Raw genomic sequence first — 26,847 nt, forward strand, 5'->3', positions numbered from 1 at the left:
CAGTTGCCGATCTCGTCACCCCCCGCCCACCGAGTAGTGATTACTGGGGGTCGACGGCCCAGTCCCAGAGTTCGCGGACCACCGGCGCGCCGTCGGCCAGCCACAGGACCGCCGCCAACAACAGCGGTCCGAAGTAGATGGCGAAGACGTACGGCCCCGCCGACGACTGCAGCAGTTCGAGGAACTCGCCGACGTAGTAGACGAACTTCTCGAGGAACGAGAGCTCCGAGTGCGATCCCGGGAGGACGACGACCGGCCAAAGTACGCGGGTGACGGTGTAGGCCCCGCCGGTCAGGACAGCGAGCATGACGTCGCCGACGAGGTGAGACCACCAGCCGACGAGCACCGCTAACCCGAGCCGGACCTGATCGTACTTCCAGCCGACGGCGAGCGCCGCCAGCCCCAGCGGCACGGCGAGGAAGACGGAGTGTGCGATCGCGTATCCGCTCGGGAACACCGACAGCGACCACGATAGCGGTTTGTCGACGAGGTCGGGCAGTTGCGTCGCGAGCGCGAGGACGAGCACCTCGCGGCCGGCGATGGCGTCCATCCCGAGCGCGCGACGAGTCAGCGAGTACAGCACGTAGCCGAAGGCGAGATGCCCCCAGGGGAACATCAGTTCCCCCCCGACTCCGTGGGGTTGCCCGCGGGCCAGAACCGCGCCTCGCGGTAGGCGTCCGCCGCCGTCGGGTTCTCGGGTGCCCCGCCGCGGAACAACAGCACCTGCACGCGGACGTTCTCGCCGCCGCCCTCGAAGGTCCGCTCGATCCGCTCGGTCTCGCCGGCGGCGACGCTGGTCTGGAACCGGTCGGTGACCCGCTCCTGTTGGACCTGCGTCCGGTTATCGCCGACCGAGACCTGCTGACGTTTGACGACGACCGTGTACTGGACGTCCTCTTTCTCGTGGTTGGCGATGACGATGTTCGCCGGGACGGAACCGCCGTCGAGCGGCTCTTCGACGCCGAGTAAGTACTCGCCGTTCTCGTCCAAGAGGTAGAACTCCGTGGAGTCCTGGTCCTGCGACGGGAGCGTCGGACCGACGGCCGCGTAGGCGACGCTGGAGAGCAACAGGAAGATAGCGGCGACCAGGACGAGATTCAGGACGCGGTGGCGGTCGCTCTTGACCTCGAAGGGCGAGTGCTGGCGCGCGCCGCGACGGTCGGTCGTGAAGTACTTTCGGAGACCGCCAGCGAACCCGACGCTGACTCGGAACCGGCGTTCGGCCGGGAGCCGGGCCCGGCGCACGAACGCCGCCAGGGTCAGGACCGCCGTGACGGCGATCGTGCCGCCGAGCACCGGTGGGCCGCGGACGCCGTACGGCGTGAAGTTGAACACGAGCGCGATTATCGGGACGATGGCGACCGACGCCGCGATGGCGAACCCGGCCCGTTCCAGCGGCGTCAGGCTCCACCCGTCGTCGTTTCGGGCCGCCTGGTTTCCGGGCGCGTCCGGATAGAGGAAACTCACGAGCGCGTAACCCGGCAGGAAGAGAATGGCGGGCAGCAAGAGGGGGACTCTGAGCAGCGCACCCCCGGGCGGTTCGACTACCACGACGGCCGTCGCCGCCCCGAGCAACAGGAGCACGGCGAGTAGGTCGACGACTGCACCGAGGCGTTCGTTCATCGGTTGGCCGGAAGCACCCGAGCCTGATAAGCGGTCAGGATCGTTCGAGTTCGACGGTTCTATACCCGATTTGATAGCCGCTGCCTAAGCGAATCCCGGGTCGAGCGGGGGTCGTTTAGCCACCCACTCAACGACGACTGGTCGGGGGCTAAACGACAGGAGACCGCTTACCTCGCCCATAATAAAGCCCTGTCTGGTACATTGGAAGTCTGAAGACGGCGGAGCGGCCGCCCAAATCGACCATGCATCCGAGTGAGCAAGGGACTGTCGCGCCGTGCGACGAACGACCGACCGAATCGCAGACCCCGTCCGCACCTCGTTCGCGGGCGGCCGAACGATATCGACCGAGACGGGTGAGCGACGGATGGTAGATATTCCCATCGCGTCGCCGACGATCGGCGAGCCCGAACGCGAGCGCGTCCTCGACGTCCTCGACTCGGGCTACCTCGCCGCCGGCGACGTCGTCGAGGAGTTCGAAGCCGAGTTCGCCGACTACTGCGAGGCCGACCGCGGCGTCGCGGCCACGAACGGGACCGCCGCGCTCCACGCCGCGCTCGAAGCGGTCGGCGTCTCCGAGGGCGCGAACGTGATCACGACGCCGTTCTCGTTCGTCGCCACCGCGAACACCATCCAGTTCGCGGGCGGGACGCCGGTGTTCGCCGACATCGACCCCGAGACGTACAACCTCGACCCGGAGAGCGTCGAGGAGAAGATCCGCGAGAGCGACGAGCCGGTCGACGCCATCGTCGCGGTCCACCTCTACGGCCTGCCCGCCGAGATGGACGCGCTGCGGGACATCGCCGACGACTACGACGTGGCGCTCGTCGAGGACGCCGCACAGGCCCACGGCGCGCGATACGACGGCGAAGCCGTCGGCGCGATCGGCGACGTCGGCTGTTTCAGCTTCTACCCGACGAAGAACATGACCTCGGGCGAGGGCGGGATGATAACGACCGACCGTCAGGACGTCGCCGACGCGGCCGAGCGCTTCATCAACCACGGCCGCGAGGTCTCGGGCTACGACCACGTCGAGGTCGGCCACAACTTCCGGATGACGAACATGGAGGCCGCCGTCGGCCTCGCCCAGCTCGAACGGCTCCCGGAGTTCAACCGCAAGCGCCGCGAGAACGCGCGGAAGCTGACCGAGCGACTCGCCGACACCGAGGTGGAGACGCCCGCGGAGCCCGAGAACCGCCGGCACGTCTACCACCAGTACACGGTTCGATGTCCGGACCGCGAGGGGCTGAAAGAGACCCTCGCGGACCACGGCGTCGGCAGCGCGGTGTACTACCCGACGCCCATCCACGAGCTCGGGGCCTACGAGGAGTACAGCGTCTCGGCACCGGTTTCGGAGCGGGCCGCCGACGAAGCGCTCTCGCTTCCGGTCCACCCGGAAGTCGACGACGACGACATCGAGCAGATAACCGCTGCCATCACTGAAACGCCGCTACTATGACAACGACCACACCCACACCCGTCGGCGTGATCGGCGTCGGAAGCATGGGCCGCAACCACGCCCGCGTCTACCGCGAGCTTCCGACCACCGAACTCGTCGGCGTCTACGACGCGGACGAAGAGAACGCGCGCGCTGTCGCCGAGGAGTACGACACGCGCTATCGCTCGCTGGACGACCTGCTGTCGGCCGTCGAGGCCGTCTCCATCGCCGTCCCGACCCAGTACCACTTCGACACCGCCCGCGAGTGCATCGACGCGGGCGTCGACGTCTTGGTCGAGAAGCCGTTCGTCTCCGACGCCGAGGAGGGCGAGCGGCTCATCGAGTTCGCCGAGGAGCGCGACGTCAACATCCAAGTCGGCCACGTCGAGCGGTTCAACCCGGCCGTCAGCACCCTGCTGGACCTCGTCGAGGACCTAGACATCATCGCCGTGGACGCCCACCGCCTCGGCCCGCCGCTCGACCGCGAGATCGACGAGTCGGCCGTGATGGACCTGATGATCCACGACATCGACATCCTGCTGGCGCTCGTCGACGACGAGGTCGAGTCGGTCGACGCGGTCGGCAACCGCGACGCCCGCTACGCGAGCGCGAACCTCGCCTTCGAATCCGGCGTCGTCGGGCAACTGACCGCCAGCCGCGTCACCCAGGAGAAGGTCCGGAAGCTCACTATCTCCGCCGAGACCTGCCGCGTGACCGTCGACTACATCGACCAGACGCTGGAGGTCACCCGCGGCTCGGCCCCCGAGTACATCCGCGAGGACGGGGAGTTCACCCACCGCCACGAGAGCTTCGTCGAGCAGCTGAGCGTCGAGAACCGCGAGCCGCTGAAACACGAACTCGACGCCTTCGTCGAGTCGGTCCGCACCGGAGCCGAACCGCCGGTCACGGGCGAGGACGGCCTGCGCGCCCTCGAACTCGTCAAGGAGATCGACGAGCTCTCGAAGGACGCGACCCGCAAGACCCGCAAGCCCGCCACCACGCAGTAGCTCACTCGCCCGGCGTCGGAGTCCCGACGCCTCGGTGAATGGTCGATTCCCCTCGTTTTCCGCACCGCACTCGCTTCGGGAGACATCTCTCAGACAGTGGATCGCCAGCGAAGGTTACCCGACTCGAAGAGACGATTCTCCGGTGGTTCGGTAGCTACGCCGTCGAAAAGCGTCCCGATTCAGCGCCGAAGGAGAGGCTCCGTCGGCCTACAGCATACAGCGGAACGAGTCGTCGTCGCCCGCGTCGCTCCCGGAATCGGTCGGCGCGTCGGTGGCGGTCCGTCGCGTCGCCGTCTCCGTCGAGGCGTCCCCGGGCGTGCCGCCCGACGCGTCAGTCGGCGCGTCGGTAGCCGTCTGCTCCGGCGTCCGGGTCGCGGTGTCGGTCGGCTCTCGAGTCCGCGTCTCGGTCGGTTCCTGGGTCTGCGTCTCCGTCGGTTCCTGCGTCGTCTCCGTCGGCTCTTCGGTAGCCGTTTCGGTGGATTCCTGGGTCGCCGTTTCGGTCGGTTCCTGCGTCGCCGTCTCCTCGGTATCCGTGCCGGCGGTGAGCTTCGCGAGCGTGTTCGTCCCCGAGGCGAGCAGGACCGCGTAGCCGCCGTCCTCGGTCTGGAGGACGTCGGCCACGCCGTCGGCTTCGGACTCCGCGAAGAGGTATCGCCACTGCTCGGTCCCGTCGCCGTCGGTCCGGACGACCGTCGGCGCGTACTCGGCGGCGGTATCGACGCTCATGTAGCCGGCCACGGCGTAGCCGCCGTCCCCGGTTTCGAGGACGTGCCTCCCGAAGTCGGTGTCCCCGGCGGGACCGTCGAACTCCGCGCGCCAGATTCGCGCGCCGGAGCTGTCGAGTTTGCCGAGGACCATGTCCTCGCGGCCCTCGTCGCGGCCGGTGTAGGCGTAGCCGCCGTCGTCGGTCAGCGCGAACTCGTGGTTGTACGGGGTCGCGCCGTAGTCGATGTCGAGCGCGACTCGCTGCCGAACTTCGCCCGCGGAATCGAGCACCAGTCCGGCGCAGGTGTCGTCCGCATCGACCGCCGCGTGGTAGCCGCCGTTTCGCGGCCTGACCCACTCGACGCTGAAGCCGTCGTACTGCCGTTCCCACGCGATACTCCCCGAGCCGTCGAGTTTGGCGAGCCACGCGCTACCTTCGAAGGAACCGCCGGCGAGGAAGCCCCCGTCGTCGGTCGCCGTCGCCGTCAGGAACAGCGAGTTGTCGCTGTTGCCCGAGTCGAGGTCGGCGCTCTCGTCGTCCTCGAAAGCGTCGTGCTGGACGACCCACGATACGTCGCCGCCCGCGGTCACCTTCACCGCTTCGGCGACCTTGCCGCCGACTCGGTCGTCGCCGCCGTTGGTCGGATTCGTCGCGTACCCGACGATGACGAACCCACCGTCGGCGGTCTGGACGACGTCACAGAGGGAGACGTCGTTCGTCTCCGGGTCGTCGTCGTCGGCGAACGCGACCCACTCCGTCGAGCCGTCGGCGGCCGCCTTGACCATCCCGTACTGCGCCCCGTCGCTCCCGGCCGGCGCGCCGGTGCCGGCGAGGGCGTAGCCGCCGTCGGCCGTCTGGGTCGCCGCGGTGAGGTGGACGTCGTACGCCTCGCCGCTGTAGTTCCGTTCCCACGCGACCGTGGGACCGCTTCCGCTCTCCGTCTGGGTCGCAGTGGCGCTGACCGCGGTTCCACCGACGAGAGCGGCACCGGCGGCCGCGAGACCGGTGACGAACGTTCGGCGGCCAACTCGGGCGGGGGGGCTGTCCTGAGACATGCGTCCCGTATTATGTCGAGCTACCCGCATTATTATGAATTAGATAAGCGGCATTTTCAGCGCCTGAACTGCGTGTTTTCGACGTGTCCCCTGTCGAACGACCCTTATCGCCTTTATAATAAACCGGGTAGGGGTACTCCGTTGGGATAGCCCACGGGCCGGACCGGCCCGAGGGGGAACGTGATTCCGATGAAATCGAGCAAAACACTGGTGGTCCTTGCGAGCATCGTCACAGTCGGCCTTCTCCTGCGCCGATCCAACAGCAGCGGCGCGGCCGCGGCCGACGTCGGCGACACAGAGGTGTGAGCATGGTCGCGACAGACCTGGGCGACGGCTGTGACATCGACGACGACGCGACGGTCGGCTACCGTCACAGCGAGGACGCCGACCCGACCGTCATCGGCGACGACGCCCGCATCCGCTCGGGGACGACGATCTACACCGACGTCGAAGTCGGTGAGAACCTCGTTACCGGACACGACGTCCTCGTGCGCGAGAACACGACCATCGGCGACGACGTCGTCGTCGGGACCGACACCGTCATCGACGGCGAGACGACGATCGGCTCGGACGTCAGTCTCCAGACGGGCGTCTACGTGCCACAGAACACGACCATCGGCGACAACGTCTTCGTCGGACCGAAGGCCGTGTTGACCAACGACCAGTATCCCATCAGACAGGAGTCCGAACTCGTCGGGCCGACCATCGAGGACGGCGCCTCCATCGCGGCGAACGCGACGATTCTCCCCGGCGTCACCGTCGGCGAAGACGCCTTCGTGGCCGCCGGAGCCATCGTCACCGACGACGTCCCGGCGGGCACGCTCGCCATCGGCGCACCGGCGGAAGAGAAGCCCCTTCCCGAGCAGCTCAGCGGCGGAAACGTGATAGCATGAGTGAATCAGTCTCACACAGAACAGGCGAACAGAGCGCCCGTCCCGAGGGCGAACAGATATGCATCGTCGGACTCGGCTACGTCGGCATGCCGCTCGCGCTGGCGTTCGACGACGAGGGGTTCGAGGTCACCGGCTTCGACATCGACCCCGAACTCGTCGAGACGCTCAGTAACGGCAACGACCCCACCGGCGAGGCCGGTCACGACCGGGTCGCGGAGAGCGACGTCTCCTTCACCGCACAGCCGGACAACATCGTGCGCGCGGACTACGTCATCCTCACGGTCCCGACGCCCGTCGACAACACGCAGAACCCGAACTTAGACTTCGTGAAGGGCGCGGCCCGCACCGTCGGCGAACACATCTCCGAGGATACGACCATCATCCTCGAATCGACGGTCTACCCCGGCGTGACCGAGTCCGAACTCGCCCCCATCATCGAGGAGGAGTCCGGGCTGACCGCCGGCGAGGAGTTCAACCTCGGCTACTCGCCCGAGCGGCTCTCGCCCGGCGACAAGGGCAAGACGCTCGAAGAAGTGATGAAGATCGTCAGCGGCGACACCGACGAGACGCTCGAGGACGTGGCGACCCTCTACGAGACGGTCGTCGACGCGGGCGTCTACCGCGCCCCGAGCATCCAGACCGCCGAGGCGGCGAAGGTCATCGAGAACGTCCAGCGCGACCTCAACATCGCGCTGATGAACGAGCTCGCCATCATCTGTGACCACATGGACATCGACACCCACGAGGTCCTCGACGCCGCCGGGACGAAGTGGAACTTCCACGACTACCGGCCCGGACTGGTCGGCGGCCACTGCATCCCCGTGGACCCGCTGTACCTCGCTCACGGCTCCGAACGAGCGGGCTACACGCCCTCCCTCATCCTGCAGGGCCGCGAGGTCAACGAGTACATGCCCAAGCACGCGGCCGAGCTCACGATGCGCGGGCTCAACGAGGCCGGGAAGGTCCTCAAGGACTCCTCGGTGCTCATCCTCGGGCTCTCGTATAAGCCCAACGTCGGCGACATCCGCACCTCCGAAGTGGACGAGGTCATCACCGAACTGGAGACCTACGGCATCGACGTCGAGGGGTACGACCCGCACGCCCAGGACGACGCGATGGCCGAGCACTTCGGCATCCCGATCCAGGACACGCCGGACTTCGAGGGCTTCGACGCCGTCTTCCTGGCGACGCCCCACGACGAGTTCGACCGCTTCGACCTCTCGAAGGTCGCGGGCGCGCTCGACGACGACCCGGTGCTCGTCGACGTGATGGCGGACGTAGACGAGGCCGACGCGACCGAGGCCGGCTTCATCTACGACCACCTCTGATCGTCGCGCGCCGACCGACGGACTCGCGTTCACCCCGAGAATTTCCCCCTTCTGTGTGACGTTCGACGCTAGGCGCCGACCGCTCGGCGGTTCCGAATACCTGTCAACGAAACGTCCAGATGCGTACCAGACGACGTAGATTGTGGGTCGTTTAATGGCTTATCCGCCAGTCTGGCCGCCTCAGCTCCGTGTTTCAGACTGCGTGATCGATGAGGTATAATCAAACCCGTAAGGTGCGGGGAGGAATAGAACAGTTGCGCAACGATTGGAAACCGTTTGAAATCGATTGCAATGGCTTCCCCCCTTTATCTATGGCCGGGGTAATCGGATGAATAGAACACCAATGGCTGTAACCGCAGAGCAGACCGACGACGTTTCGACCCGGAGCACCGAGACAGACACTGCGGACGGGGACGACGCGCCCACGGAGATCTCGAAAGACGACCTCTTTCACGTCCTCCAGAACGAGCGCCGGAGGCGCGTCCTCGCGTATATCATTCACAACGACGGTCCCTTCGAGATGCGGACGATCGCGGAGCAGGTGGCCGCGTGGGAACACGACACCACCGTCCGCCAGCTCATGTCCGACGAGCGCCAGCGGGTCTACATCGCGCTGTACCAGTCCCACCTGCCGAAGCTCGACGACATCGGTCTCATCGAGTACAACCAGAGCCGCGGGATCGTCGAGGCGACGGCGCTGCTCGACGGCGTGAGCAAGTACGTGGACTCGCCGGAGGCGGCCGCGCGCTCGGACGACACCGTCTCCATCGACGACGCGGGCGAGCCCGACGCGGCCGGCGCGGACGACGGCACCGAAGACGACGCGGACGCGCCCGCGGGCGTCAGCCAGCACGCCGCGTTCATGGGCGTGACGACGGTGAGCTTCCTCCTGACCGTCGGCGTCTGGTCCCAGGCGATCCCCTCGACACTGCTCTCGGGCCTGCAGACGGCCGTCGTCGTCACCGCGCTGTTTGCACTGACCTCCGCCGCGTCCGCGTGGACGTAAGCAGACGAGTCGTTCTGCCCGGGTCGAGAACTGTACGTTTATCAATCACATCAGCCGCCCGCGTCCGAGTTTAACGGGAGAGAAACTATCCCACAAAAGGCCCACTGTGCGAACAGTGACTGACAGTGCTTCCAACCCAAACCGTTCGTGAGACGAGATCCGGCAGCGCACTTTCGGGGGACCCCCGCGTCCCGGGAGCGCGATGACGCAATGTGGGCAGCCGCCCGCATCGCTGGGCTGAGACTGCGAGTGCCAGTAGCGATCGCCGTCGGCGTGCTGGTCCTCGGCGTCGGCCTCTCGAGCTGCGTCGGCACGGTGAGTGCAGCACCGGTCGACCAGCCGACCGACACTCGACACGCCACCGCCCAGACACACGCTGTCGAAAGCGTCGACGAGTTCCCCTGCGGGTCAGCGGTCGCGAGCCTCGCCGCCGCGACGGGATCGGTAAAGACCCGGACTCAAGCGGCGCTCGACGCTCACTTCACCAGTACGAACGTGTTCTCGCCCGTCTCGAGCCCCTCCGTCGTATTGCTCGCGAGCGGCGGTCTCCTCGCGCTCGTCCTCCTCTCGCTCATCCGCGTCCGCGAACGTCTCTTCGGTGGCGGCGGCTCCGACGATTCGGACGACGACCAGGAGCCCTGGAAGCCCCTGACCGACGCCGACCGCGTCGAGCAGTTGCTCGCCGAGAACGACGGCTACATGAAGCAGTCGGAGATCGTCGAACAGACCGAGTGGTCGAAGGCGAAGGTGAGCCGCCTCCTCTCTCGGATGGCCGACCGGGACATCATCCGGAAGGACAAGGACGGCCGCGAGAACATCATCGTCCTCAAGCATCGCGGATAACGCGAACCGCGTCGGCCGCTCGACCCGGGCCAGGGTGGCGGCCGGCAGGGAAGCGATGAACGGCGCTGAACGGAATGAACTGTCAGTGCGCGTGCGCTCACGCGAGACGTGGATTCCGCGGGTCGTTCGGTCGGCCGTTCCGACCGTGCTGTCACGTATTAGACCGCTCTATCTCTCGTTCTTGTGACAACGACTGCCATCGTGACGGCGGGGGCGCATTCGGAGGGGGATCTCCGGACAGCAAGGCCGCAGAAACGGAATTACACACCTGATAAGCGCCACAAACGGAGGTGATAAGCAGAGACCCGGAAACCGGCCGTCGCTCGGGGGATTAAGCCGAAACAACCGAAACGATGGGGGTACTGTTGCGCTTCTGTCCGATTTCCGTCACTCGAGTCCTTAACGAGCAGATAGTAATGCCCCATCCCGGTGTACGGTGGGAGTGAGAGAACCGTAGACTCACGCAATCATGATGAGTACTATTCGCCCTTCGTCCGACCGACCCAGAACCGTACCGCTGCGAATCACTCCGTCGAGTCCCGTCGCCCGCTCGGAGGCGTACTGAGATGTGTGGGATCATCGCCTGCGTCGGCACGGACGACGCGGTGGACCGACTGATCACCGGCCTCGAGAACCTCGAGTACCGCGGCTACGACTCCGCCGGGATCGCCGTCAAGAACGGTCACGGCGTCTCGATATACAAGCAGTCGGGACAGATCAGCGACCTGAAGAACACGATCGTTCAGAACCTCCCCGACGGCGAGATCGGCATCGGTCACACCCGCTGGAGCACCCACGGCCCGCCCACGGACGAGAACGCGCACCCGCACACGGCCGAATCCGAGCGGGTCGCCGTCGTCCACAACGGCATCATCGAGAACTACGAGGAGCTGAAGAGCGACCTCCGCGCGCGTGGGCACGAATTCGAGAGCGATACGGACACCGAGGTCATCCCGCATCTCATCGAGGGGTACATGGACGAGGGCGCGGACGCGCGTGAGGCGTTCGAGCGCACGATCGACTCGCTCGAAGGGAGCTACGCGACGGTCGCGCTCGTCGAGGGCCACGAGAAGCTGTTGGCGACGCGACAGGACTCCCCGCTCGTCCTCGGCCAGCAGAACGGGGAGTACTATCTCGCCAGCGACGTCCCGGCGTTCCTCGAGTTCACCAACCAGGTCAGCTACCTCGAAGACGGCGACGTCGCCGAGGTCAGCGCCGAGGGCGCGACCATCACCGACGCCGACGGCGAGGAGGTCTCCCGCGACGTCGAGACCGTCGAGTGGGACCCCGAGGAGACCGGCAAGGGCGCGTACGACCACTTCATGCTCAAGGAGATCGACAGCCAGCCCGAGTCGCTCCGCAAGACGATCCAGGGCCGGGTCGACCCGGAGGCGGGCGAGGTCACGCTCGACGCCCTCGAGGAGGCCGATCTGGAGGGGGTCGAACAGGTCCACCTCGTCGCCTGTGGGACCTCCTACCACGCGGCGATGTTCGGCAGTAACCTGATGAACCGCCGCGGCATCCCCGCGACCGCCCACCGGGCCAACGAGTACACCGATACCATCCCCGTCGACGGCAACACGCTGACGATCGCGGTGACACAGAGCGGCGAGACCGCCGACACGCTCACCGCGATTCGCCGCGCCGAGAAGAAGGGCGCACAGACGCTCGCGGTGACCAACGTCATCGGCTCGACGGTCGCGCGCGAGGTCGATACGCCGGTGTACATCCGCGCCGGGCCGGAGATCGGCGTCGCCGCCACCAAGACGTTCTCGTCGCAGGCCGTCACGCTCAGCCTGCTGGCCGAACACTTCGCGGACGACCTCCCGCAGGGGACGCCGCGGGAGGACCGCGAGGAGTTCCTCGCCGCGCTCGAGCGGCTCCCCGAGGACATCCAGCGCCTCCTCGACACCACGGAGGCCGAGCGGCTCAGCCGTCACCACCTCGATAAGGAGGCGTTCTTCTTCATCGGGCACGAACTGAACTACTCCGTCGCCCTCGAGGGCGCGCTGAAGTTCAAGGAGATCACCTACGAACACGCGGAAGGCTTCCCGTCGGGCGGCCTCAAACACGGCCCGCTGGCGCTGGTCACCCCCGAGACGACCATCTTCACTCTCCTCGGGTCCGGTCCCTCTACTCAGACCCGGAGCAACGCCGAGGAGGCGCGCGCCCGCGGGGCGAACATCGTCACGGTCGCTCCCGAGTCCGTAGACGTAGACGACGTGGCCGACGAGCGGCTGACGATCCCGGACACGCATCCGGACCTCTCCAGCCTGCTCGCGAACATCCAGCTGCAGTTGGTGTCGTACTACACGGCCAGACAGCTCGAACGGCCCATCGACAAGCCCCGCAACCTCGCGAAGAGCGTCACGGTTAGATAGCGTGTCACCCGAGATATCTTCCCACTGATGAATACCGAGGTATTTGGAGTGTTCGGCGACCGCGAGACGTTCGACCAGTTCGCCGCTCCAGCGAAGTACGACCGCGTGTTGGAGGGAAGACAGGTGACTGTCGGCGTCAGCGACGTCGCTCTCGGACTCCCCGGCCGGACGCAGGTCTACGACGACGAGGACGGACTCTGTGTCCTCTGGGGGGAAGCGTTCATCGACGACGCCGGGAGCACGTCGACGGCGAAGCACCTCTACGACGCGTTCGGCGAGCGGGGGGCGAACGCCCTCGGATCGGTCAACGGATCGTATCTGGCCGTCGTCGAACGGGACGGCATCGCCCGCGTCTTCACGGACCAGCTCCGCAGTTGGGAGTGTTACTACACCGACGCTCCCGGCGTCCGCGTCTTCGGGAGCGACGCCGCTCACGTCGGTCGCACCATCGACGACGCGACGCCGTACTGGGACGCGATCCGCGAGTTCACGCACTTCGGGAACGTCTTCACCGACCGAACGACGATCGAGGAGTTGGAGCGTGCGCCCTTCGACGGCTATCTCGGTCCCGAGGAGACCGGCGAGTTACGGCGGTTCGTCTACCGGCCCGCGGAGTTCGATTACGCGGGCGAACTGGCCGACCGCATGGAGCGGGCGCTCGAGCGACGGAGCGGCCTCCCCGGTCAGAACGGCCTACTGTTGAGCGCCGGGTACGACTCGCGGATAATCCTCTCGCAGATCGACGACATCGACCGCTGTTACTCCATCGGTTCTACGGACGCCGACGAGGTACAGGTCGCCCGCCTGCTCGCCGATCAGTACGACGCCGAACACGACATCCTGGAAGTGGACGCCAGCTATCTCCAGACGCTGTACGACGTGGTCCAGTACACGCAGGGGCTGCGCGAGTCGGTCCACATCCACCACCGCGGCAACGACCCCGAGATACGGGCCGATAGCATCTACCACGGGCTGTTCTTCGATACGATGTTCCGGGGGTACTTCCTCCCGCGCGACGGGTTCGACATGTTCGGGCTCACGTTCCCGCGCGATCGGCTCGACCCGGACCCGGACGTCGCCGGCCACTACTGCGGCCTGTTGGGTTGTTTCCCGGACTCCGACGTCCGCGAACAGGACTGGGGGATGCTCGACGAAACGGCGGGGCGGCAGTTCGCCGAGGAGACGATACGGCCGGCCTTCGAGCGGTGTCTCGACCGAGCGGACTCGGTGTACAACGCCATCGATTTACTGGGGGTCAAGCTGAAGCCGACGCTGCCGTTCCGAGCGCACCTGGCCGACAACTACATCGAGAGCTTCATCGCCGCCGACGCGGAGTTGGTCGAGTGGCACCTGATGACGCCACCGGAGCACCGCAACGACCAGGTGTTCCTCGACGCGCTCAAACAGATAGACGACGATATCCTCCACCACCGACCGCCCGATCGCCCCCACGACTCTTACCGAGTCAACCAGGTAGAGAAGTTCCTGCGACGGAAGCTTCCCGTCGTCGACGCGTTCGATACGGCGTGGCCGGACCGCGACCAGATTTACGCCAACAACAACATGGACCAGCAGCTGTTCCCCGAGACCGAGTCCATCCACGAGCTCGCCCCGCGGACGAAACTCCGCATCAACGACGTCGCGAGTTGGCTCGACGCCACGCTCGACCACTCGGTCGCTCCCGACGAAGTGATTCGAGCGAAGCGGTAACTCACTCCACGTCCGAGACGGGGGCCCGCTCTCGTCCTGTACCTCCCGAAGACCGGGATACCGAGCGCACAGCGAGCCGACGAGTGCAACACGGTAGACGATATCCAGACCGAGTATCCGACACGCCGCAGTCAGGCGCTCCCCTGTGCGCGGGGATTGAAAACAGATGTTCCGAGACGATCAGCGACCTCCGCGATACTTCGAATACTTCGACCCCGGTCAGCCGTTCGCAGAGCGGTGAGGGGCCGCCGCGTGACCGCTGTGTCTCGGCGGGCGTGGCTCGGGAAAGACCTCGCTGTCGCTCGTATGAGAGCGGTCGTCGGAACGTCTCGTCCGAAACTCGACTACCGCGCGGCGCATCACCTGTCGGTGCCACATGAGAAGAGCACGAGGGGATGCCGGCCGCCGCGGCCCGCGGCGGAGCATCCGCATACCGAGCAGGAGACTGAACTACGCCGCTACGCCAGAACGCCGTTAGTGACCATCGTGAACAGCGTGAGCGCGACGAGCCCGACGACCGTGACCGCGAGCATCGTCGGCAGCGCCAGCCCTGCGGCCGCGCTCCCGACCACGAGGGTGCTCAGGCCGAGCGCCCCGCTGTAGTACGGCGCGTTGGACCCCTCTGGCTCTTCGGCCGTCTCCTCGTCGTCCTCGTCGGCGTCGAGGTACGGCGAGAGCTGGTCGGCGACGGCCGTGCGCTCGACGATCCCGCGGCTCTGGTTGTACTCGATGACGCCCTCGTCGTCGAGCTTCGGCAGGTGGGACTGGTACAGCGCGATGTAGACCCGCTGGCGCTCGTCGCTGGTGAGCGCCTGTACCGTCGTGTCGTGTTCCCACGCGGCCACCTGCTCCGCGAGGTCGCGCATGCGGACTTCCTCGTCCTCCCCTTCGAGATAGCGGAGTGCATCCCGACGGCGGCGGTTCTGCAGGAGGTGGAAGATGTCGTCTTTGGCCAGATCACGCACACGCGTGGTCTCGTCGTCGGTCTCGGCGAGTTCGCCTTCGATCTCGGACTGCTCGGTAGGGTTCTGCATCGTGCTCATTGCTCTACCCAGTCTTACAGAGCACGGGGTAATAAGGACCTAAATCCGTCTCAGCGGTTGCAGACGGTTTCGACGCGAGGGGTCGCGGAAACCGGCCACCAGAGGATTCCTTCCGGCGAAACGTACTCTTTCAGCCGATAAACATCCTCATAACTAGTCCCGCCGCCGATACGGATTGTTTCGGACGCTTCGTAACTGTTTCACTCGTTCAGTAAGCTTCACCAGCCCCGAAATTCGGCGTCTTAGCGAACCAGTCCTACTGTTGGCAGAAACGATAAACGCCCCGTACACCCTCAACAACAACTAATAGGCTGTCATGAAATAGTCGCCCGACTGTCGTGAAATGGTTAGAAAACTTTACTGAAATAGTCAGTTTATCGCGCTGGTCGGCGGGGAGACGGGTCGTTTCGTGGGTCCCGATCACACGCGACTAGGAAGGTCCTACGCCGCGACGGATCCTCCCTTCGAGAGCGGCGTGATAGCGTCTCTCGTGGCCATCGAGGCGATAACGAACTGGTTACCGAGGACGTGAGAGAAACGGCCGCTACCGGTACCGAGCCGGTCGCCTCGGCGTCGTCTCAGCGAAACTCGACGCCGCTTATGTCGAACCGTGCGCCGCCGGCGTCGCTCTCGCCGACCTCCACTCGCCACCCGTGGGCCTCGCTGATCCGTCGCACGATCGTCAGTCCGATGCCGACGCCGTCGTCGGCCGCGCTGTATCCCCGCTCGAAGATTATCTCCCGCTGGTCGGCGTCGATACCGGACCCGTCGTCCGCGACGTAGAAGCCGCCGTCGTAGCTATCCACCTCCACCGCCACCCCCGGCCCCCCGTGCTCGACGGCGTTCTGGAAGAGGTTCTCGAAGACGACGCCCAGCCGGTCGGCGTCCGCAGCGAGGGGTTCGCCGTCTGCGCAGTTCAGCGTCGCGTTGGCCGTCTCGACGGCCCCCCACGCTTCCTCGGCGACGGTACCGAGGTCGATCTGTTCCGTGTCGTCGACGGTCTCGCCCCGCCGAGCCAGGTCGAGCAGCGCATCGATCATCGTCTCCATTCTGTCGAGCGCGTCGGTTATCTGGTCGAAGGCCGCCTTCTCCCCACGTCTCGCCATCCCGAGATACATCTGTGCGATACCCAGCGGGTTCCGCAGTTCGTGGGCCAACATCGACGCGAACTCGTCGAGCCGCCGGTTCTGCCGTTCGAGCTGTCGCTCGTGGCGGCGTCGCTCGGTGACGTCTCGCAGCACGCCGATTATCTCGCCGGTTTCCCCGTCTCCCGGGGTGTACGCCGCGTTCACTTCCGCGTACCGCGTCTCGCCCTTCGGCGTGACGTAGCTCACCGTCACCGGGTTCCCGTCGTGCGACTCCGTCAGCGTCGCCGCCGTCTCCGGGGGGAACGCGTCGATCTCCTCGAATCGCTTTCCGGCGATCTCCCCCGCTTCCGAGCGTGTCAGCGTCCGAAACGCCTCGTTGACCGCCCGAATGTGACCTCCGGAACCCAGCACGAAGACCGGGTCCGGTCCCGTCTCGAAGAGCGTCCGAAAGCGCTGTTCGCTCTGCTCTTTCTCGCGTGCCAGCGCCACCGAGAGCTGCCGCCGTTCGAGCAGTCCGTCGATACGCGCCGTCAGAACCCCCTTCGCGACCGGCGTCGTGACGACCTCGTCGACGTACTGCCAGGTCGCCGGGTTGCGAACCGACGACTCCTCGGAACTCACCAACAGGTACGGCAGAAACGTGGCCCCCTCGTCGTCTTTCCTGTTTTCCAGCCGATCTCGACACCGAGAGAAGAGCGTCTCGTCGACGATACAGAGGTCGAAGCGCTCTTCGACGTCTGCGCTCCCCTCGCCGACGACGATGTCGTAGGACGCGGCGAGCGAGTTCGCGAGTAGTTCGCGGTTCCGCTCGTGGTCGATGAGCAAGAGGACGCGGCCGCTCTCCGTCGCCGTCGTCCGATCGCCCGTGTGGTTCTCGACCGTCATCGGTGGCTGCCACCCCGCGTCCTCGGATCCAGAAACGCCGCGTCGGATAACTCGGGTCCGCTCGACGCGGCGTTCCGTCTGCTATCGCCGCTGCTCTCCGTTAAATAGGGGTGGGGGGCCGTCTCGTCAGCGGCGACGCCCGCAGCCAGAAAGTGCGCTCCGAGCGACGTCTTTCCCGTCCCGGGGTCGCCGCGGACGAGATAGCTGCGGCCGCGGACGAAACCGCCGTTCAGCACTTCGTCGGGACCGGAGATACCGGTCGAAACGGGGGCGGAAGAACGGTCTGTCATCTTGCTTTCACGTACGAACGCCGACTCTACATAGCCTTATCGAGGGACCGAGACCGGACAGCGGCTCACTCCCGACCGTGCTGAAACTCGGCTCGGAGGTCCTGGTCGTCGAGCGCGCCGGTCGTATCCGACAGTTCGGTGCGGAGCCGCAACAGTTCACGCTGGAGCGTGTCGTACTCCTCGCTGCTGTCGAGTTCCGCGTTGCTCTTTTTCGACTCCAGCGCCGCTTTCTTCGACGCCAGCGAGAGGAACTCCTGCATCTTGTTGTCGTACTCCGAGCGGCGGAGACACGTCTCGACGGCGTCTCGAAGCTCCGCCGGTTCGGAGACCGGTTTCTCGAGATAGGCGTCGAATCCCAGTTCCAGGATGTCGAAGTCGGGTTCGACCGCGGAGACCAACACGACGCGACAGTCGAGACCGCGTTCGTTGAGGACTTCGAGCACTTCCTCGCCGGAGATGTCCGGCATTCGTCTGTCCAGGAGAACGATGTCGACCGCTTCGTCGAGTTTGTCGAGCGCTTCAGTACCGCTGTAGGCAGTCCTGACGGTGTACTCCTCGGATATCCACTGGGCGTAGCCGTCCGTAATCGGCTTCTCGTCGTCGACGATCAGGACAGTCGCTTGCTCCGGCATGTGTCAGTAGTGTTCGGCCCCAGCCACGCGATGCGCGCCGCAACTCGTCGGTTGCGTACCACGTCGTCGGACGGTGGCGTACTGGTCATGCCGTAGTGATTGTGTCGTATTCATAGTATCGGTCTCAGTCGGGTTTCTCCTGGAGGAACGGCGACTTCGCGGACTCCGGTTCGTAGCCCGCGAGGAAGACGAGGTTCCCGCGGCCGACCTGCACCCGAGTGATGATCCCCTTCTCCTCCATCGCGGAGAGTTTGCGGCTCACCGTGGACTTCGACCACGTCGTCTCCTCGGTGACGTCCGTCTGTTTCATCCGCCCCCCGTACTTGGTGAGCAGCTGGCAGATGAGGTCCTCGTCGGTCATCATCGCCTCGTCGGGGATCTGTTCTATCTCCTCCTCGCTCGTCTCGGGCTCGGTAACGTCGGCATCGGAGACCGAGGGGGATTCGGAATCGGGAGCGGACTCGGGTCCCGCCTCCGCCGAGGCGTCACCAGCGGTATCCGGTGACGCCCCCCCGTCGACCGCCTCCGAGGGAGCGGCCGGTTCCGCGGCGGTCTCCGGACCGGTCGTCTCGGTCGTCTCGGTCGTCTCGGTCGTCTCGGTCGCCTCGGTCGCCTCGGTCGCCTCGGTCGCCTCGGTCGTCTCGGCCGGTTCGCTCGCGGTGGACGCGGTCGTATCGTCCGACCCGCCGAATCCGGAGAACCGGTCGAGGACGCCGCTGATAGCGCCGAGTACGCCCTGTTCTTCGGGTTCGGCTCCGGCCTCGGCCTCGGCCTCGGCGTTCGAGGTGTCGTGGCGCTGGGCGTGGTCGTCCGTCGAGGCGCGCTCGTTCTCGGCGAACGTCTCGGTGACGCGCCACTCGCCGTCCTCGACCTCGACGACCGCGTCGAACAGCGGCTTGAGGGTGTTGATCGTCTCTACGTCGTGGACCTCCGGGTCCATCTGGTAGAACCCGATGGCGTCGTCCTGCACTCGATGAGTCAAGATGTGGAGATAGCGAAACGCCGTGTCGAAATCCACGTACTCGAGGAGGATCGTGAGCGTCTGGACGGAGACGACGGTCTGTCTGTCGTTGTTCCGCCAGCGGGTCAGCGACTCCGTGACCGGCGCGATGATGTCCATCGGCTCGCGCGGGTCCACTTTCGAGACCGTTATCGACGTGTCGTCGCGGACCGACGAGCTCTCTATCTCGTTGGTCACCTCCGCGCCGTTCGCGTGGGTGAACGCGAGCGCGCCGGGCAGTTCGCCGATCTGGCTCTTCCAGTCTTCGATCCAGGTATCCGGCGGCTGCGTGTAGGTGATCGCCACCACGTTCGTCTCGGCGGGAGCGCTCGTCGCCGTTATGAGTTCGAGGAACGCGCTGTTACCCGCCGGTGTCAGCGGGGCGAGTACCAGCACGTTCGAGGCGTCGGCGAGACGCCCGTCCTCGATTGTATCACTCGTCATCGTTCTCGTCGGTCAGCGAGCGCCTCCACCCAACCACTCGGTCGGCAGTTTGGACGACCCGGCGGTCCGTCTACGGCAACCCGCGCGTTTTCCGATGCCGCTCCGGTACTCGGCCGTGTGTTCTTGTACTTCCATCGTTCCGGAAAGGACCGACTGTTCGGCCGTCGGAATTCCTTGTACTACCACATGCGTGCTGTCATTTAATATCCTTGTGGTACGTCTCACCGTCAGATCGCGAGCGGACGTGACGATTCTCTGCCATTATCGAGAGGACGCACGGGGGGAGCGAACGACCGAAGGTGTTTCGCCGCCGCTCGGGATAGCGTCCGTATGAACGGACGACGGATCGGACTCGCGGCGCTCGGACTGGCGTCGCTGACGGCGTATCTGTTCGTCGCCGTCGTCGGCTACCGGGTGCTGGTCTCGCTCTGGGCGTCCCGGCCCTCGCCGGCGACGCTCGCGCTCGCCGTGCTGACGACGGCGGCCGTCCTCGGACTGGTGAGTTACTGGACCGGGACGACGCGGCTCAAGCGGTCGCTGGACGCCGTGGCCCTCCCGCGTTCGCGTGCGCCGTCAGTGTACGAGCGGCTGGAGCAGCTGGTCGCCCGGATGGAGGTCGAGACGCCGACGCTGCTGATCGCCCGCCTCCCCGTCCCCAACGCCTTCGCCATCGGCGGCTTCGGGTCGGCCATCGTCGTCGACAGGCGGCTGTTCGGCATTCTCTCGACCGAGGAGATGGAGGCGCTCTTAGCGCACGAACTGGCGCATCTCGAAGGGCGGGACGCGCTCGTCCAGACGCTCGCCTATAGCCTCACGCAGAGTCTCGTCGGACTGGTCGGTCTCCTCGTGTTCCCGGTCGTCGTCCTGCTCGGCGGGATCGCCCAAGCGGTCGCGATGCTTCGCGGCGACCCGTCGTCGTGGTCCCGGTCGTGGCTCGGCCGGACCCAGCGCACCGCGTTGCGGGCCGTCGCAGTGCTGGGACTCGGCGTGACGCTGCTCGCGTTCGCGTACTCCCGCCGGCGGGAGTGGGCCGCGGACGACCGGGCCGTCGAAGTGACGGGAAACCCGCTGGCGCTCGCGCGGGCGCTCCGGAAGATAGAGCGAGCGTCGACGCCGCAGCTGGGTCCGCTGACGCCGCTGTACGTCCACGGCGACGAGGACGGCACGCTGTCGAAACTGCTCTCGACGCACCCGCCGATGGACGACCGAGTGGCCCGGCTCGTCGAGCGCGCCGAGCGGCCGCTCCCGCAGCGGTTCCGACGGCCGTAATCACTCGGGGAGGAGGTCCGCGAGCGTCCGCCGCAGATCCGCGCTACCCGGGCTCTGCGGAACGCCCGCGAGGATGTCCCGGCGGAGCCCCGAGAGCGCCTCGTCCGGCCCGACCCGCTCCAGTCGATGCCCGTGTTTCAGCGCCACCCGCGGCGAGACGTCGAACAGCAGGTCCTGCCGGCCGATCGTGGACTGCGTGATGGTGAGCGCCTCGACCGCGTCGTCCACGAAGCGCTCTCGCCGGTCGGGGTCGCCGACGCCGTCGAGCGCCGAGGAGAGTAGCCCGTCGAGTCGCTCCGTCCGGTCCTGCGCGGCGGGCGGCGCGTCGAGCGTCGTCGTCCCGTCGGGGTGTTCCGGCGTCATGCTGTCCCGGGGCGCGTACGAGAGGGTCGCCCCGCTGACCGGCGACGTGGCGGCGGGCAGCGGCGACGTCAACCGTTTGGAGGGTTGTGTGTCGGTGAGCACGACGACGAGATTCGTCGGGTCGCCGGAGATCGGGTCGCCCTCGCCCGCCGACTGCGGGGGCTGGTCGAACCCGCGTCGGACCGCCTCTCGGAGGGTCCCCGGGATCGGACCGGTGTCGCCCCGCAGCTCCAGGTGAACGACGACCGGGCCGTCGGCGCTCCGGTCGATCGCGCCCCACAGCGAGGAGACGCCGTCGCGCGCGAGCGCGGAGAGTTGGTAACACGGGCAGTCCCGTTCCGCGGCCAGTAGCCGAGCGAGCGCGAAACCGCGCCAGCCGGTGAGATCGGGGATGTACACCCACGGAACGGCCTGCACGGGACCGACGGTCGCGTCGCCGGTCCCTCCGTCGATGGCGTCCGGCACCAGTTCGAGGTAGTCGCCGAGCGTCTCCAGTTCTGCGTCGAAGTACGCCCGAACGGCCGGCGGTAGCGTCGTCTCGACGTGACAGTGCGGGGGGACCGATGACATGTGCGCCAGTTGGGCCGACGGGCGGAAAACGCTGCCGAGCGAAGTCCCGACCCAGAGCGCGCCGAAGCCGAAACTGGCGAACGGCCAGAAGTAGTGGAGGAGAACCCCTGATCAGCGCCGGGATCGCGGTGTAGGCGGCGACGGCGGTGCGTGCTGACACCTGAACTTAACACCGAACCCTGCATTTCCTATAGCGATATGAGATATACCGTGAAGGAGAACCCCGCGTCGAGCCGCAATCCAGCGAAGTGCCCCGTGGGCGTTAGAAACCGTCGACGGCGTCTTCGACGTGAGCTGCTACCACGTCCGGGTCTTCGCGGGGTGCCCAGTGAGCGCAGTCGTCGAGGACGCGGAGTTCGGCGTCGGGGATCCGGTCGGCGGCCCGTTCGGCCCACGCCACCGGGAACAGCTCGTCGTGTGCGCCGTGAAGCAGCCGCGTCGGTACCGAGAGGTCGTCGAACCGGCCGGTGAACGTCGTTCGATAGCCCTCACGAGTTACCTCCGCCTCGCGGAACCGTCGGAAGGCCGCGCCGGCAGTGGGGCGCTGGACTTCCCGATAGACGGCGTCGACGGCGGACTCGGACAGCGAGTCCAGATCGTAGACGATACCGTCGAGACTCGCGCGGGTGAGCCGTCTGCTCCGGCGAAACGCCGCGATAGCGAGTTTGTTGCACATCTGGACGCGCGCGAGGCCGTAGGAGAGCAGGCCGTTGGGCAGCTCACGGCCGAGACCGAACGGGTCGATGGGAACGAGCGTCTCGACGAGGTCCGGGCGGTCGAGCGCGAGCTGGATGGCGACGCCGCCGCCCAGCGAGAGGCCCACGAGCGTCACCGGACCGAGATCCAACTGGTCGAGGAATCCGGCGATCACCTCGGCGTGACCGGGGATCGAGTACAACCGATCGGCCAGTTCGCTCTCGCCGTAGCCCAACAGGTCGGGGGCGACGACGTGGTACTCCGGAGCCAATCGGTTCTCGACCGGCGGCCAGGAGACGTGTGCGGCGTCGATGATGCCGCCGTGGAGCAAGACGACAGGGTGGCCGTCACCAATCTCTCGATAGTGGATCTCCGTGCCCTCGACCGTGACGGCGCTCTCAGAAGCCATGACGGGGAGTCGGTCGCCAGTCACTGAAACGTTTCGACGCTCTCGGCGGTTTCGGTCGCTCACGCGCTCTTTCGCGGCCGAATCTATGTCCGGTGGTTAGGATTTGATGAATTACTATTCGCTATACGAAATAGCATAGCGTCGCCCCGCCGCTCACCGCACGCCGGCCGAGATCGGCTCGTTCTCGATGAGTCGTTCGAAGAGGGGCCTGCAGACCGTCGACAGCGTGAGCGGAGACTATCGGCTACAATCACCTCGCGTCAGCGTCGCTCGTCAGCGAGAGGACGGCGTCGGTGAGGCCGTCTGCACGCTGGACCAGCACCGAGCCGACGACGCTCATCACGAGGACGTATCCGACGGCGAAGGCGGGCAGGACCGACCCGAGCCGACCCGTTCCGACGTCGGCCGCGAGCGCGACGAGGACGAGAGAGAACTCACCCCGCGGGACTAACCCCAGTCCGACGCGAGCGGAGCGCCGGGCGTCGAGTCCGTAGATACGTCCGGAGAGCGTCCCGCTGACGAGTTTGCTGGCCGTGGTAACGACGATGGCCACCGCGAGCAGTCCGGCGACGCTCGCCAAGAGGGTGACGTCCGTCGAGAGGCCGATGGCGAAGAAGAACACGGCGGCGAAGAGGTCGCGGGCGGGCGAGACGATGTGTTCGATGCGTTCGACGTGGGTGGTCTGGCTGAGCCCGGTGCCGAGGAAGAAGGCGGCGACGGCCTCGCTGACGCCGAGCGCGAGCGCCGCGCCCGCGACGAGCGTCGTCAGACCGACGACGCGGAGGACGAACGACTCGTCCGAACCGGTCCGGAAGAGCCGCTCGAACCACGCGGAGCCGTACCACGCCACGCCGGCCAGCGCACCGAGGAAGAGGAAGGCGACGCCGACCGAGACGGCGGCCGCTCGGAGGCCGCCGCCGCTCGTGACCGCGGCCAGCAGCGCGAGGTAGACGGCGATGAGGATGTCCTCGAAGACGAGCGTCCCGAGGATGGGGCCGGACTCGTCGTTGGCGATCCAGCCCGTCTCGATGAGCGACTTCGTGACGACGGCGCTCGAAGAGATGTAGACGATCCCCGCCAGAAACAGCGTCTCGATGAGCGTCCATCCGAAGGCGAAACCGATGGCGAGGCCGACGCCGAAGTTGAGAGCGAAGTCGAGGAGACCGACCGACGTTATCGCTTTGCGGTCCCGGAGCAACTGCTCGACGCTGAACTCCAGCCCGAGAAAGAACAGGAGGAAGACGACACCGAGTTCGGCCAGGACGGCGATCACCTCGCTATCACTCACGAGGGTAACTGGGACGCCGAGGATAGACGTGGGCGCGTTCGGCCCGAGCAGGACGCCGACGAGGATGTAGGCGGGGATGACGGACAGACCGACCCTGTTGGCCAGCGCACCGGCGACGGCGACCCCGGCGACGGCGACGCCGACTTCCAGTAGCAGGTCAGCCATCGTCGTCGGCGACGAGCTCTTCGACGGCGACCTGCTCGTCTCGGGTTCCGAGCGTCACGAGGATGTCGCCCGCGGCGACGGTCTCCTCGGGACCGGGATTCGGGAGCGTCTCGGAGTCGCGCTGGATCGCGATGACGGAGGCACCCGTTCGCTGGCGAACTTTCGCGTCGGCGAGGGTCTGGCCCGCCAGCGGCGACTCGTCGGCGACGTCGATCCACTCAATGATGGCGTCTCCGAGGGGAACGTCCACCGAGTCCATGTCGACCGGTTGAAAGTACGCGCCCTGGAGGATGGCCCCGATCTCGCGGGCCTGCTGACCCGACAGCGAGAAGAGGCGCTCGGCGTCCGCATCGGGGTCGTCCTTTCGAAACACCTCGCGCTTGCCGTCGTGGTGGAGAATGATGACGAGTCGCTCGTCCCCGCCGAGTTCGACCTCGAACTTCTTGCCCACGCCCGGTACGTCGGTCTCGTAGACGGTCATATCGGGACGACGCCCGCCCAGAAAATAAGTGTCGGGCTACGGATCCGGACCGCGGACCGTCAGAAGTCCGGGCCGGGCGCGGGGACGCCGCCGTCGTCCTCGTCGCCGCCCGCGAGTCCGAACTCCTCGCGAAGTTCGCGGATGCGGTCGCGGATGTCGGCGGCCAGTTCGAACTCCAAGTTGCTCGCGGCCTCCTCCATCCGTTCCTCTAACTGCTCGACGCGGCGTGCCGCTTCGTCCTCGTCGGCCGGTCCGTCGCCGGCCACGTCGCTGGTGTCGGTTTCGCTCCCGGGGAGGTTCGTCTCGCCGACTTCCTTCTCGATGGTCGTCGGCTCGAAGCCGTGTTCCTCGTTGTACTCGCGTTGGATCTCCCGGCGGCGCTTCGTCTCCTCGATGGCCGACTGCATCGCGTCGCTGGTGTCGTCGGCGTAGAGGACGACCTCGCCGTTGACGTTTCGCGCCGCGCGACCCATCGTCTGGACGAGCGTCGTCTCCGAGCGGAGGAACCCCTCCTGGTCGGCGTCGAGAATCGCCACGAGCGACACCTCCGGAATGTCTAATCCCTCACGTAGAAGGTTGATACCCACGAGGACGTCTATCTCGCCCAGTCGAAGCGAGCGGATGAGTTCGTGCCGTTCGAGCGTGTCGGTCTCGTCGTGCATGTACGCCACGTCGACGCCCGACTCCTCGAGATACTCCGTGAGGTCCTCGGCCATCCGCTTGGTGAGCGTGGTGACGAGGACCCGTTCGTCGCGGTCTACCCGGTCGTCGATGCGCGAGAGCAGGTCCTCGACCTGCCCGGTGGCGTCGGCCGTCTCGATGGCCGGGTCCACGAGGTGGGTGGGGCGGACGATCTGCTCGACGACCCGCGCGCTCTCCTCGCGCTCGTAGTCGCCCGGCGTCGCCGAGACGTACAGCGTCTTGTCGGTCTTTTCCTCGAATTCCTCGAAGGTGAGCGGGCGGTTGTCGAACGCCGTCGGCAGGCGGAAGCCGTTCTCGATTAAGCTCTCCTTGCGCGATTTGTCGCCCGCGAACTGCCCGCGGATCTGGGGTAGCGTCTGGTGGGACTCGTCGACGACGGTCAGGAAGTCCTCGGGGAAGTAATCCAGCAGCGTGTAGGGCGCTTCGCCGCTCTCGCGGTCAGAGAGGTGGATCGAGTAGTTCTCGATGCCCGAACAGTAGCCCGTCTCCTGCATCATCTCCAAGTCGAACCGCGTGCGCTCCTCGATCCGCTGGGCGGCGACGGCGTCGCCCTTGCGCTCGAAGTAGCTGATACGCCGTTCGAGTTGCTCCTCGATCTCGTCGATGGCCCGCTGGAGTCGCCGTTCGGGGATCGAGTAGTGTTCCGCCGGGTGGACCAGCGCCGCCGGCTCCTCGCGGACCACCTCGCCCTCCAGCGGGTCGACCTTCAGCATTCGGTCGATCTCGTCGCCCCAGAACTCCACGCGCAGGGCGTAGCGGCCGTACATCGGGTAGATTTCGAGCGTGTCCCCGCGCACGCGGAAGGTACCCTGCGTGAAGTCCACGTCGTTGCGCTCGTAGTTCAGGTCCACCAACCGCCCGAGCAACTCGTCGCGCTCTATCTCCTGGCCGACCTCCAGCGACATCGACATGTCGATGTAGTTGCGCGGGTCGCCGAGGCCGTAGATGGCCGAGACCGAGGCGACGACGATGACGTCGTCCCGCGTGAGCAGCGACCGGGTCGCGGAGTGGCGCAGCCGGTCGATCTCGTCGTTGATGGAGGCGTCCTTGTCGATGAACGTGTCCGTCTGCTCGACGTAGGCCTCCGGCTGGTAGTAGTCGTAGTAGGAAACGAAGTACTCGACGGCGTTGTCCGGGAAGAGGTTGCGGAACTCCTCGTAGAGCTGCGCCGCGAGCGTCTTGTTGTGCGCGATGACGAGCGTCGGCTTCTGTATCTCCTCGATGACCCACGAGACGGTGTTGGTCTTCCCGGAGCCGGTCACGCCCAGTAGGGTCTGTTCGTCCATCCCCTGCCGGTAGCCGTCGGCCAGCTGCTTGATGGCCTCTGGCTGGTCGCCAGCGGGGTCGAACGGAGCGTCTACGCGGAACTCGCTGTCGGCGTCGGGACGGTCGATCGAGAGGGGACCTCCGGCGTCACTCATTGTGCGAGGAAGGGGCTGGATAGACTTGAGGCTAGCGAGGGTCCGACCGGAGGGAGGACCCTCGGCGGAGCGGTGACCGGAAGGAACCGCGGAGCAATAGCGAGGGACCAGAGG

22 protein-coding genes are annotated in these 26,847 nt (G+C 66.4%); 9 read left to right on the forward strand and 13 right to left on the reverse strand.

What is annotated here, in order from left to right:
* Positions 1 to 40: 40 nt before the first annotated feature.
* Together EGH23_RS12835 and EGH23_RS12840 are read right to left on the reverse strand one after the other, a co-directional pair.
* Positions 41 to 616, reverse strand: a complete 576-nt coding sequence (locus EGH23_RS12835; protein ID WP_220580395.1) for a metal-dependent hydrolase — start codon at positions 614 to 616, stop codon at positions 41 to 43.
* The gene (locus EGH23_RS12840) at positions 616 to 1,623 is read right to left on the reverse strand and encodes a DUF1616 domain-containing protein (protein ID WP_220580396.1); all 1,008 of its coding nucleotides are present in this window, start codon (positions 1,621 to 1,623) and stop codon (positions 616 to 618) included. The genes EGH23_RS12835 and EGH23_RS12840 overlap by 1 nt, the downstream gene beginning before the upstream one ends.
* Positions 1,624 to 1,987: 364 nt before the next feature.
* Between EGH23_RS12840 and EGH23_RS12845 the strand changes: the two genes are divergently transcribed.
* Positions 1,988 to 3,079 (forward strand): DegT/DnrJ/EryC1/StrS family aminotransferase, encoded by a 1,092-nt coding sequence (locus EGH23_RS12845; RefSeq protein WP_220580718.1) that lies wholly within the window; start codon positions 1,988 to 1,990, stop codon positions 3,077 to 3,079.
* Positions 3,076 to 4,065, forward strand: coding sequence for a Gfo/Idh/MocA family protein (locus EGH23_RS12850; protein ID WP_220580397.1), 990 nt, complete (start codon positions 3,076 to 3,078; stop codon positions 4,063 to 4,065). Before EGH23_RS12845 ends, EGH23_RS12850 begins: the two co-directional genes overlap by 4 nt.
* 207 nt (positions 4,066 to 4,272) lie before the next feature.
* On the opposite strand, the gene EGH23_RS12855 is transcribed toward EGH23_RS12850, so the two are convergent.
* Positions 4,273 to 5,826: a hypothetical protein gene (locus EGH23_RS12855; RefSeq protein ID WP_220580398.1), complete on the reverse strand. Its 1,554-nt coding sequence runs from the start codon at positions 5,824 to 5,826 to the stop codon at positions 4,273 to 4,275.
* 308 nt (positions 5,827 to 6,134) lie between these two features.
* On the opposite strand from EGH23_RS12855, the gene EGH23_RS12860 reads away from it, so the two are divergent.
* The 6 genes from EGH23_RS12860 (at position 6,135) to EGH23_RS12885 (ending at position 13,987) form a co-directional block, all read left to right on the forward strand.
* On the forward strand, positions 6,135 to 6,719 hold the full coding sequence (locus EGH23_RS12860; RefSeq protein WP_220580399.1) for an acyltransferase: 585 nt from the start codon (positions 6,135 to 6,137) through the stop codon (positions 6,717 to 6,719).
* The gene (locus EGH23_RS12865; RefSeq protein WP_220580400.1) at positions 6,716 to 8,047 is read left to right on the forward strand and encodes a nucleotide sugar dehydrogenase; all 1,332 of its coding nucleotides are present in this window, start codon (positions 6,716 to 6,718) and stop codon (positions 8,045 to 8,047) included. Before EGH23_RS12860 ends, EGH23_RS12865 begins: the two co-directional genes overlap by 4 nt.
* A gap of 343 nt (positions 8,048 to 8,390) precedes the next feature.
* On the forward strand, positions 8,391 to 9,053 hold the full coding sequence (locus EGH23_RS12870; RefSeq protein WP_220580401.1) for a DUF7344 domain-containing protein: 663 nt from the start codon (positions 8,391 to 8,393) through the stop codon (positions 9,051 to 9,053).
* 249 nt (positions 9,054 to 9,302) lie between these two features.
* Positions 9,303 to 9,896: a helix-turn-helix transcriptional regulator gene (locus EGH23_RS27030; RefSeq protein ID WP_328765967.1), complete on the forward strand. Its 594-nt coding sequence runs from the start codon at positions 9,303 to 9,305 to the stop codon at positions 9,894 to 9,896.
* Positions 9,897 to 10,462: 566 nt separating this feature from the next.
* Complete coding sequence (glmS, locus tag EGH23_RS12880; RefSeq protein ID WP_220580403.1) at positions 10,463 to 12,277, forward strand: glutamine--fructose-6-phosphate transaminase (isomerizing); 1,815 nt, start codon at positions 10,463 to 10,465, stop codon at positions 12,275 to 12,277.
* Positions 12,278 to 12,304: 27 nt separating this feature from the next.
* On the forward strand, positions 12,305 to 13,987 hold the full coding sequence (locus tag EGH23_RS12885) for an asparagine synthase-related protein (protein WP_220580404.1): 1,683 nt from the start codon (positions 12,305 to 12,307) through the stop codon (positions 13,985 to 13,987).
* A 458-nt stretch (positions 13,988 to 14,445) separates the two neighbouring features.
* On the opposite strand, the gene EGH23_RS12890 is transcribed toward EGH23_RS12885, so the two are convergent.
* From EGH23_RS12890 to EGH23_RS12910, 5 genes are all read right to left on the reverse strand, one after another.
* A complete protein-coding gene (locus tag EGH23_RS12890; protein ID WP_236044813.1) occupies positions 14,446 to 15,030 on the reverse strand; it encodes a DUF7344 domain-containing protein in 585 nt (194 codons plus the stop codon).
* A 578-nt stretch (positions 15,031 to 15,608) separates the two neighbouring features.
* Positions 15,609 to 17,003 carry a sensor histidine kinase gene (locus tag EGH23_RS12895; RefSeq protein ID WP_220580405.1) on the reverse strand — a complete coding sequence of 465 codons (1,395 nt, stop codon included), beginning with the start codon at positions 17,001 to 17,003 and terminating at the stop codon, positions 15,609 to 15,611.
* Positions 17,000 to 17,293 carry an ATPase domain-containing protein gene (locus tag EGH23_RS12900; RefSeq protein WP_236044814.1) on the reverse strand — a complete coding sequence of 98 codons (294 nt, stop codon included), beginning with the start codon at positions 17,291 to 17,293 and terminating at the stop codon, positions 17,000 to 17,002. The genes EGH23_RS12895 and EGH23_RS12900 overlap by 4 nt, the downstream gene beginning before the upstream one ends.
* Positions 17,294 to 17,358: 65 nt before the next feature.
* Positions 17,359 to 17,925: a HalX domain-containing protein gene (locus EGH23_RS12905; protein ID WP_220580406.1), complete on the reverse strand. Its 567-nt coding sequence runs from the start codon at positions 17,923 to 17,925 to the stop codon at positions 17,359 to 17,361.
* Between the two features lie 124 nt (positions 17,926 to 18,049).
* Positions 18,050 to 19,369 (reverse strand): helix-turn-helix transcriptional regulator, encoded by a 1,320-nt coding sequence (locus tag EGH23_RS12910; RefSeq protein ID WP_220580407.1) that lies wholly within the window; start codon positions 19,367 to 19,369, stop codon positions 18,050 to 18,052.
* A gap of 330 nt (positions 19,370 to 19,699) precedes the next feature.
* Between EGH23_RS12910 and EGH23_RS12915 the strand changes: the two genes are divergently transcribed.
* Positions 19,700 to 20,638 carry a M48 family metallopeptidase gene (locus tag EGH23_RS12915; protein WP_220580408.1) on the forward strand — a complete coding sequence of 313 codons (939 nt, stop codon included), beginning with the start codon at positions 19,700 to 19,702 and terminating at the stop codon, positions 20,636 to 20,638.
* Here EGH23_RS12915 and EGH23_RS12920 read toward each other — a convergent pair whose 3' ends face one another.
* The 5 genes from EGH23_RS12920 to uvrB form a co-directional block, all read right to left on the reverse strand.
* Positions 20,639 to 21,571: a hypothetical protein gene (locus EGH23_RS12920; RefSeq protein WP_220580409.1), complete on the reverse strand. Its 933-nt coding sequence runs from the start codon at positions 21,569 to 21,571 to the stop codon at positions 20,639 to 20,641.
* Positions 21,572 to 21,833: 262 nt separating this feature from the next.
* A complete protein-coding gene (locus EGH23_RS12925) occupies positions 21,834 to 22,676 on the reverse strand; it encodes an alpha/beta fold hydrolase (RefSeq protein WP_220580410.1) in 843 nt (280 codons plus the stop codon).
* Positions 22,677 to 22,926: 250 nt separating this feature from the next.
* Positions 22,927 to 24,129 (reverse strand): cation:proton antiporter, encoded by a 1,203-nt coding sequence (locus EGH23_RS12930; RefSeq protein ID WP_220580411.1) that lies wholly within the window; start codon positions 24,127 to 24,129, stop codon positions 22,927 to 22,929.
* Positions 24,122 to 24,610 (reverse strand): cation:proton antiporter regulatory subunit, encoded by a 489-nt coding sequence (locus EGH23_RS12935; RefSeq protein ID WP_220580412.1) that lies wholly within the window; start codon positions 24,608 to 24,610, stop codon positions 24,122 to 24,124. The genes EGH23_RS12930 and EGH23_RS12935 overlap by 8 nt, the downstream gene beginning before the upstream one ends.
* A gap of 59 nt (positions 24,611 to 24,669) precedes the next feature.
* Positions 24,670 to 26,733 carry an excinuclease ABC subunit UvrB gene (uvrB, locus tag EGH23_RS12940; RefSeq protein ID WP_220580413.1) on the reverse strand — a complete coding sequence of 688 codons (2,064 nt, stop codon included), beginning with the start codon at positions 26,731 to 26,733 and terminating at the stop codon, positions 24,670 to 24,672.
* Between the last annotated feature and the right edge of the window lie 114 nt (positions 26,734 to 26,847).

Source organism: Haloarcula nitratireducens, from assembly GCF_019599505.1.

What these genes read in the sequence shown, in the direction of transcription:
- EGH23_RS12865 (WP_220580400.1), top strand. Translation starts at nt 6,716, where the DNA reads ATGAGTGAATCAGTCTCACACAGAACAGGCGAACAGAGCGCCCGTCCC.
- EGH23_RS12895 (WP_220580405.1), bottom strand. Translation starts at nt 17,003, where the DNA reads ATGACGGTCGAGAACCACACGGGCGATCGGACGACGGCGACGGAGAGC.
- EGH23_RS12935 (WP_220580412.1), bottom strand. Translation starts at nt 24,610, where the DNA reads ATGACCGTCTACGAGACCGACGTACCGGGCGTGGGCAAGAAGTTCGAG.
- uvrB (WP_220580413.1), bottom strand. Translation starts at nt 26,733, where the DNA reads ATGAGTGACGCCGGAGGTCCCCTCTCGATCGACCGTCCCGACGCCGAC.
- EGH23_RS12850 (WP_220580397.1), top strand. Translation starts at nt 3,076, where the DNA reads ATGACAACGACCACACCCACACCCGTCGGCGTGATCGGCGTCGGAAGC.
- EGH23_RS12900 (WP_236044814.1), bottom strand. Translation starts at nt 17,293, where the DNA reads ATGACAGACCGTTCTTCCGCCCCCGTTTCGACCGGTATCTCCGGTCCC.
- EGH23_RS12840 (WP_220580396.1), bottom strand. Translation starts at nt 1,623, where the DNA reads ATGAACGAACGCCTCGGTGCAGTCGTCGACCTACTCGCCGTGCTCCTG.
- EGH23_RS12835 (WP_220580395.1), bottom strand. Translation starts at nt 616, where the DNA reads ATGTTCCCCTGGGGGCATCTCGCCTTCGGCTACGTGCTGTACTCGCTG.
- EGH23_RS12845 (WP_220580718.1), top strand. Translation starts at nt 1,988, where the DNA reads ATGGTAGATATTCCCATCGCGTCGCCGACGATCGGCGAGCCCGAACGC.
- EGH23_RS12915 (WP_220580408.1), top strand. Translation starts at nt 19,700, where the DNA reads ATGAACGGACGACGGATCGGACTCGCGGCGCTCGGACTGGCGTCGCTG.
- EGH23_RS12855 (WP_220580398.1), bottom strand. Translation starts at nt 5,826, where the DNA reads ATGTCTCAGGACAGCCCCCCCGCCCGAGTTGGCCGCCGAACGTTCGTC.
- EGH23_RS12930 (WP_220580411.1), bottom strand. Translation starts at nt 24,129, where the DNA reads ATGGCTGACCTGCTACTGGAAGTCGGCGTCGCCGTCGCCGGGGTCGCC.
- EGH23_RS12885 (WP_220580404.1), top strand. Translation starts at nt 12,305, where the DNA reads ATGAATACCGAGGTATTTGGAGTGTTCGGCGACCGCGAGACGTTCGAC.
- EGH23_RS12920 (WP_220580409.1), bottom strand. Translation starts at nt 21,571, where the DNA reads ATGTCATCGGTCCCCCCGCACTGTCACGTCGAGACGACGCTACCGCCG.
- EGH23_RS12905 (WP_220580406.1), bottom strand. Translation starts at nt 17,925, where the DNA reads ATGCCGGAGCAAGCGACTGTCCTGATCGTCGACGACGAGAAGCCGATT.
- EGH23_RS12870 (WP_220580401.1), top strand. Translation starts at nt 8,391, where the DNA reads ATGGCTGTAACCGCAGAGCAGACCGACGACGTTTCGACCCGGAGCACC.
- EGH23_RS12860 (WP_220580399.1), top strand. Translation starts at nt 6,135, where the DNA reads ATGGTCGCGACAGACCTGGGCGACGGCTGTGACATCGACGACGACGCG.
- EGH23_RS12925 (WP_220580410.1), bottom strand. Translation starts at nt 22,676, where the DNA reads ATGGCTTCTGAGAGCGCCGTCACGGTCGAGGGCACGGAGATCCACTAT.
- EGH23_RS12890 (WP_236044813.1), bottom strand. Translation starts at nt 15,030, where the DNA reads ATGAGCACGATGCAGAACCCTACCGAGCAGTCCGAGATCGAAGGCGAA.
- EGH23_RS12910 (WP_220580407.1), bottom strand. Translation starts at nt 19,369, where the DNA reads ATGACGAGTGATACAATCGAGGACGGGCGTCTCGCCGACGCCTCGAAC.
- glmS (WP_220580403.1), top strand. Translation starts at nt 10,463, where the DNA reads ATGTGTGGGATCATCGCCTGCGTCGGCACGGACGACGCGGTGGACCGA.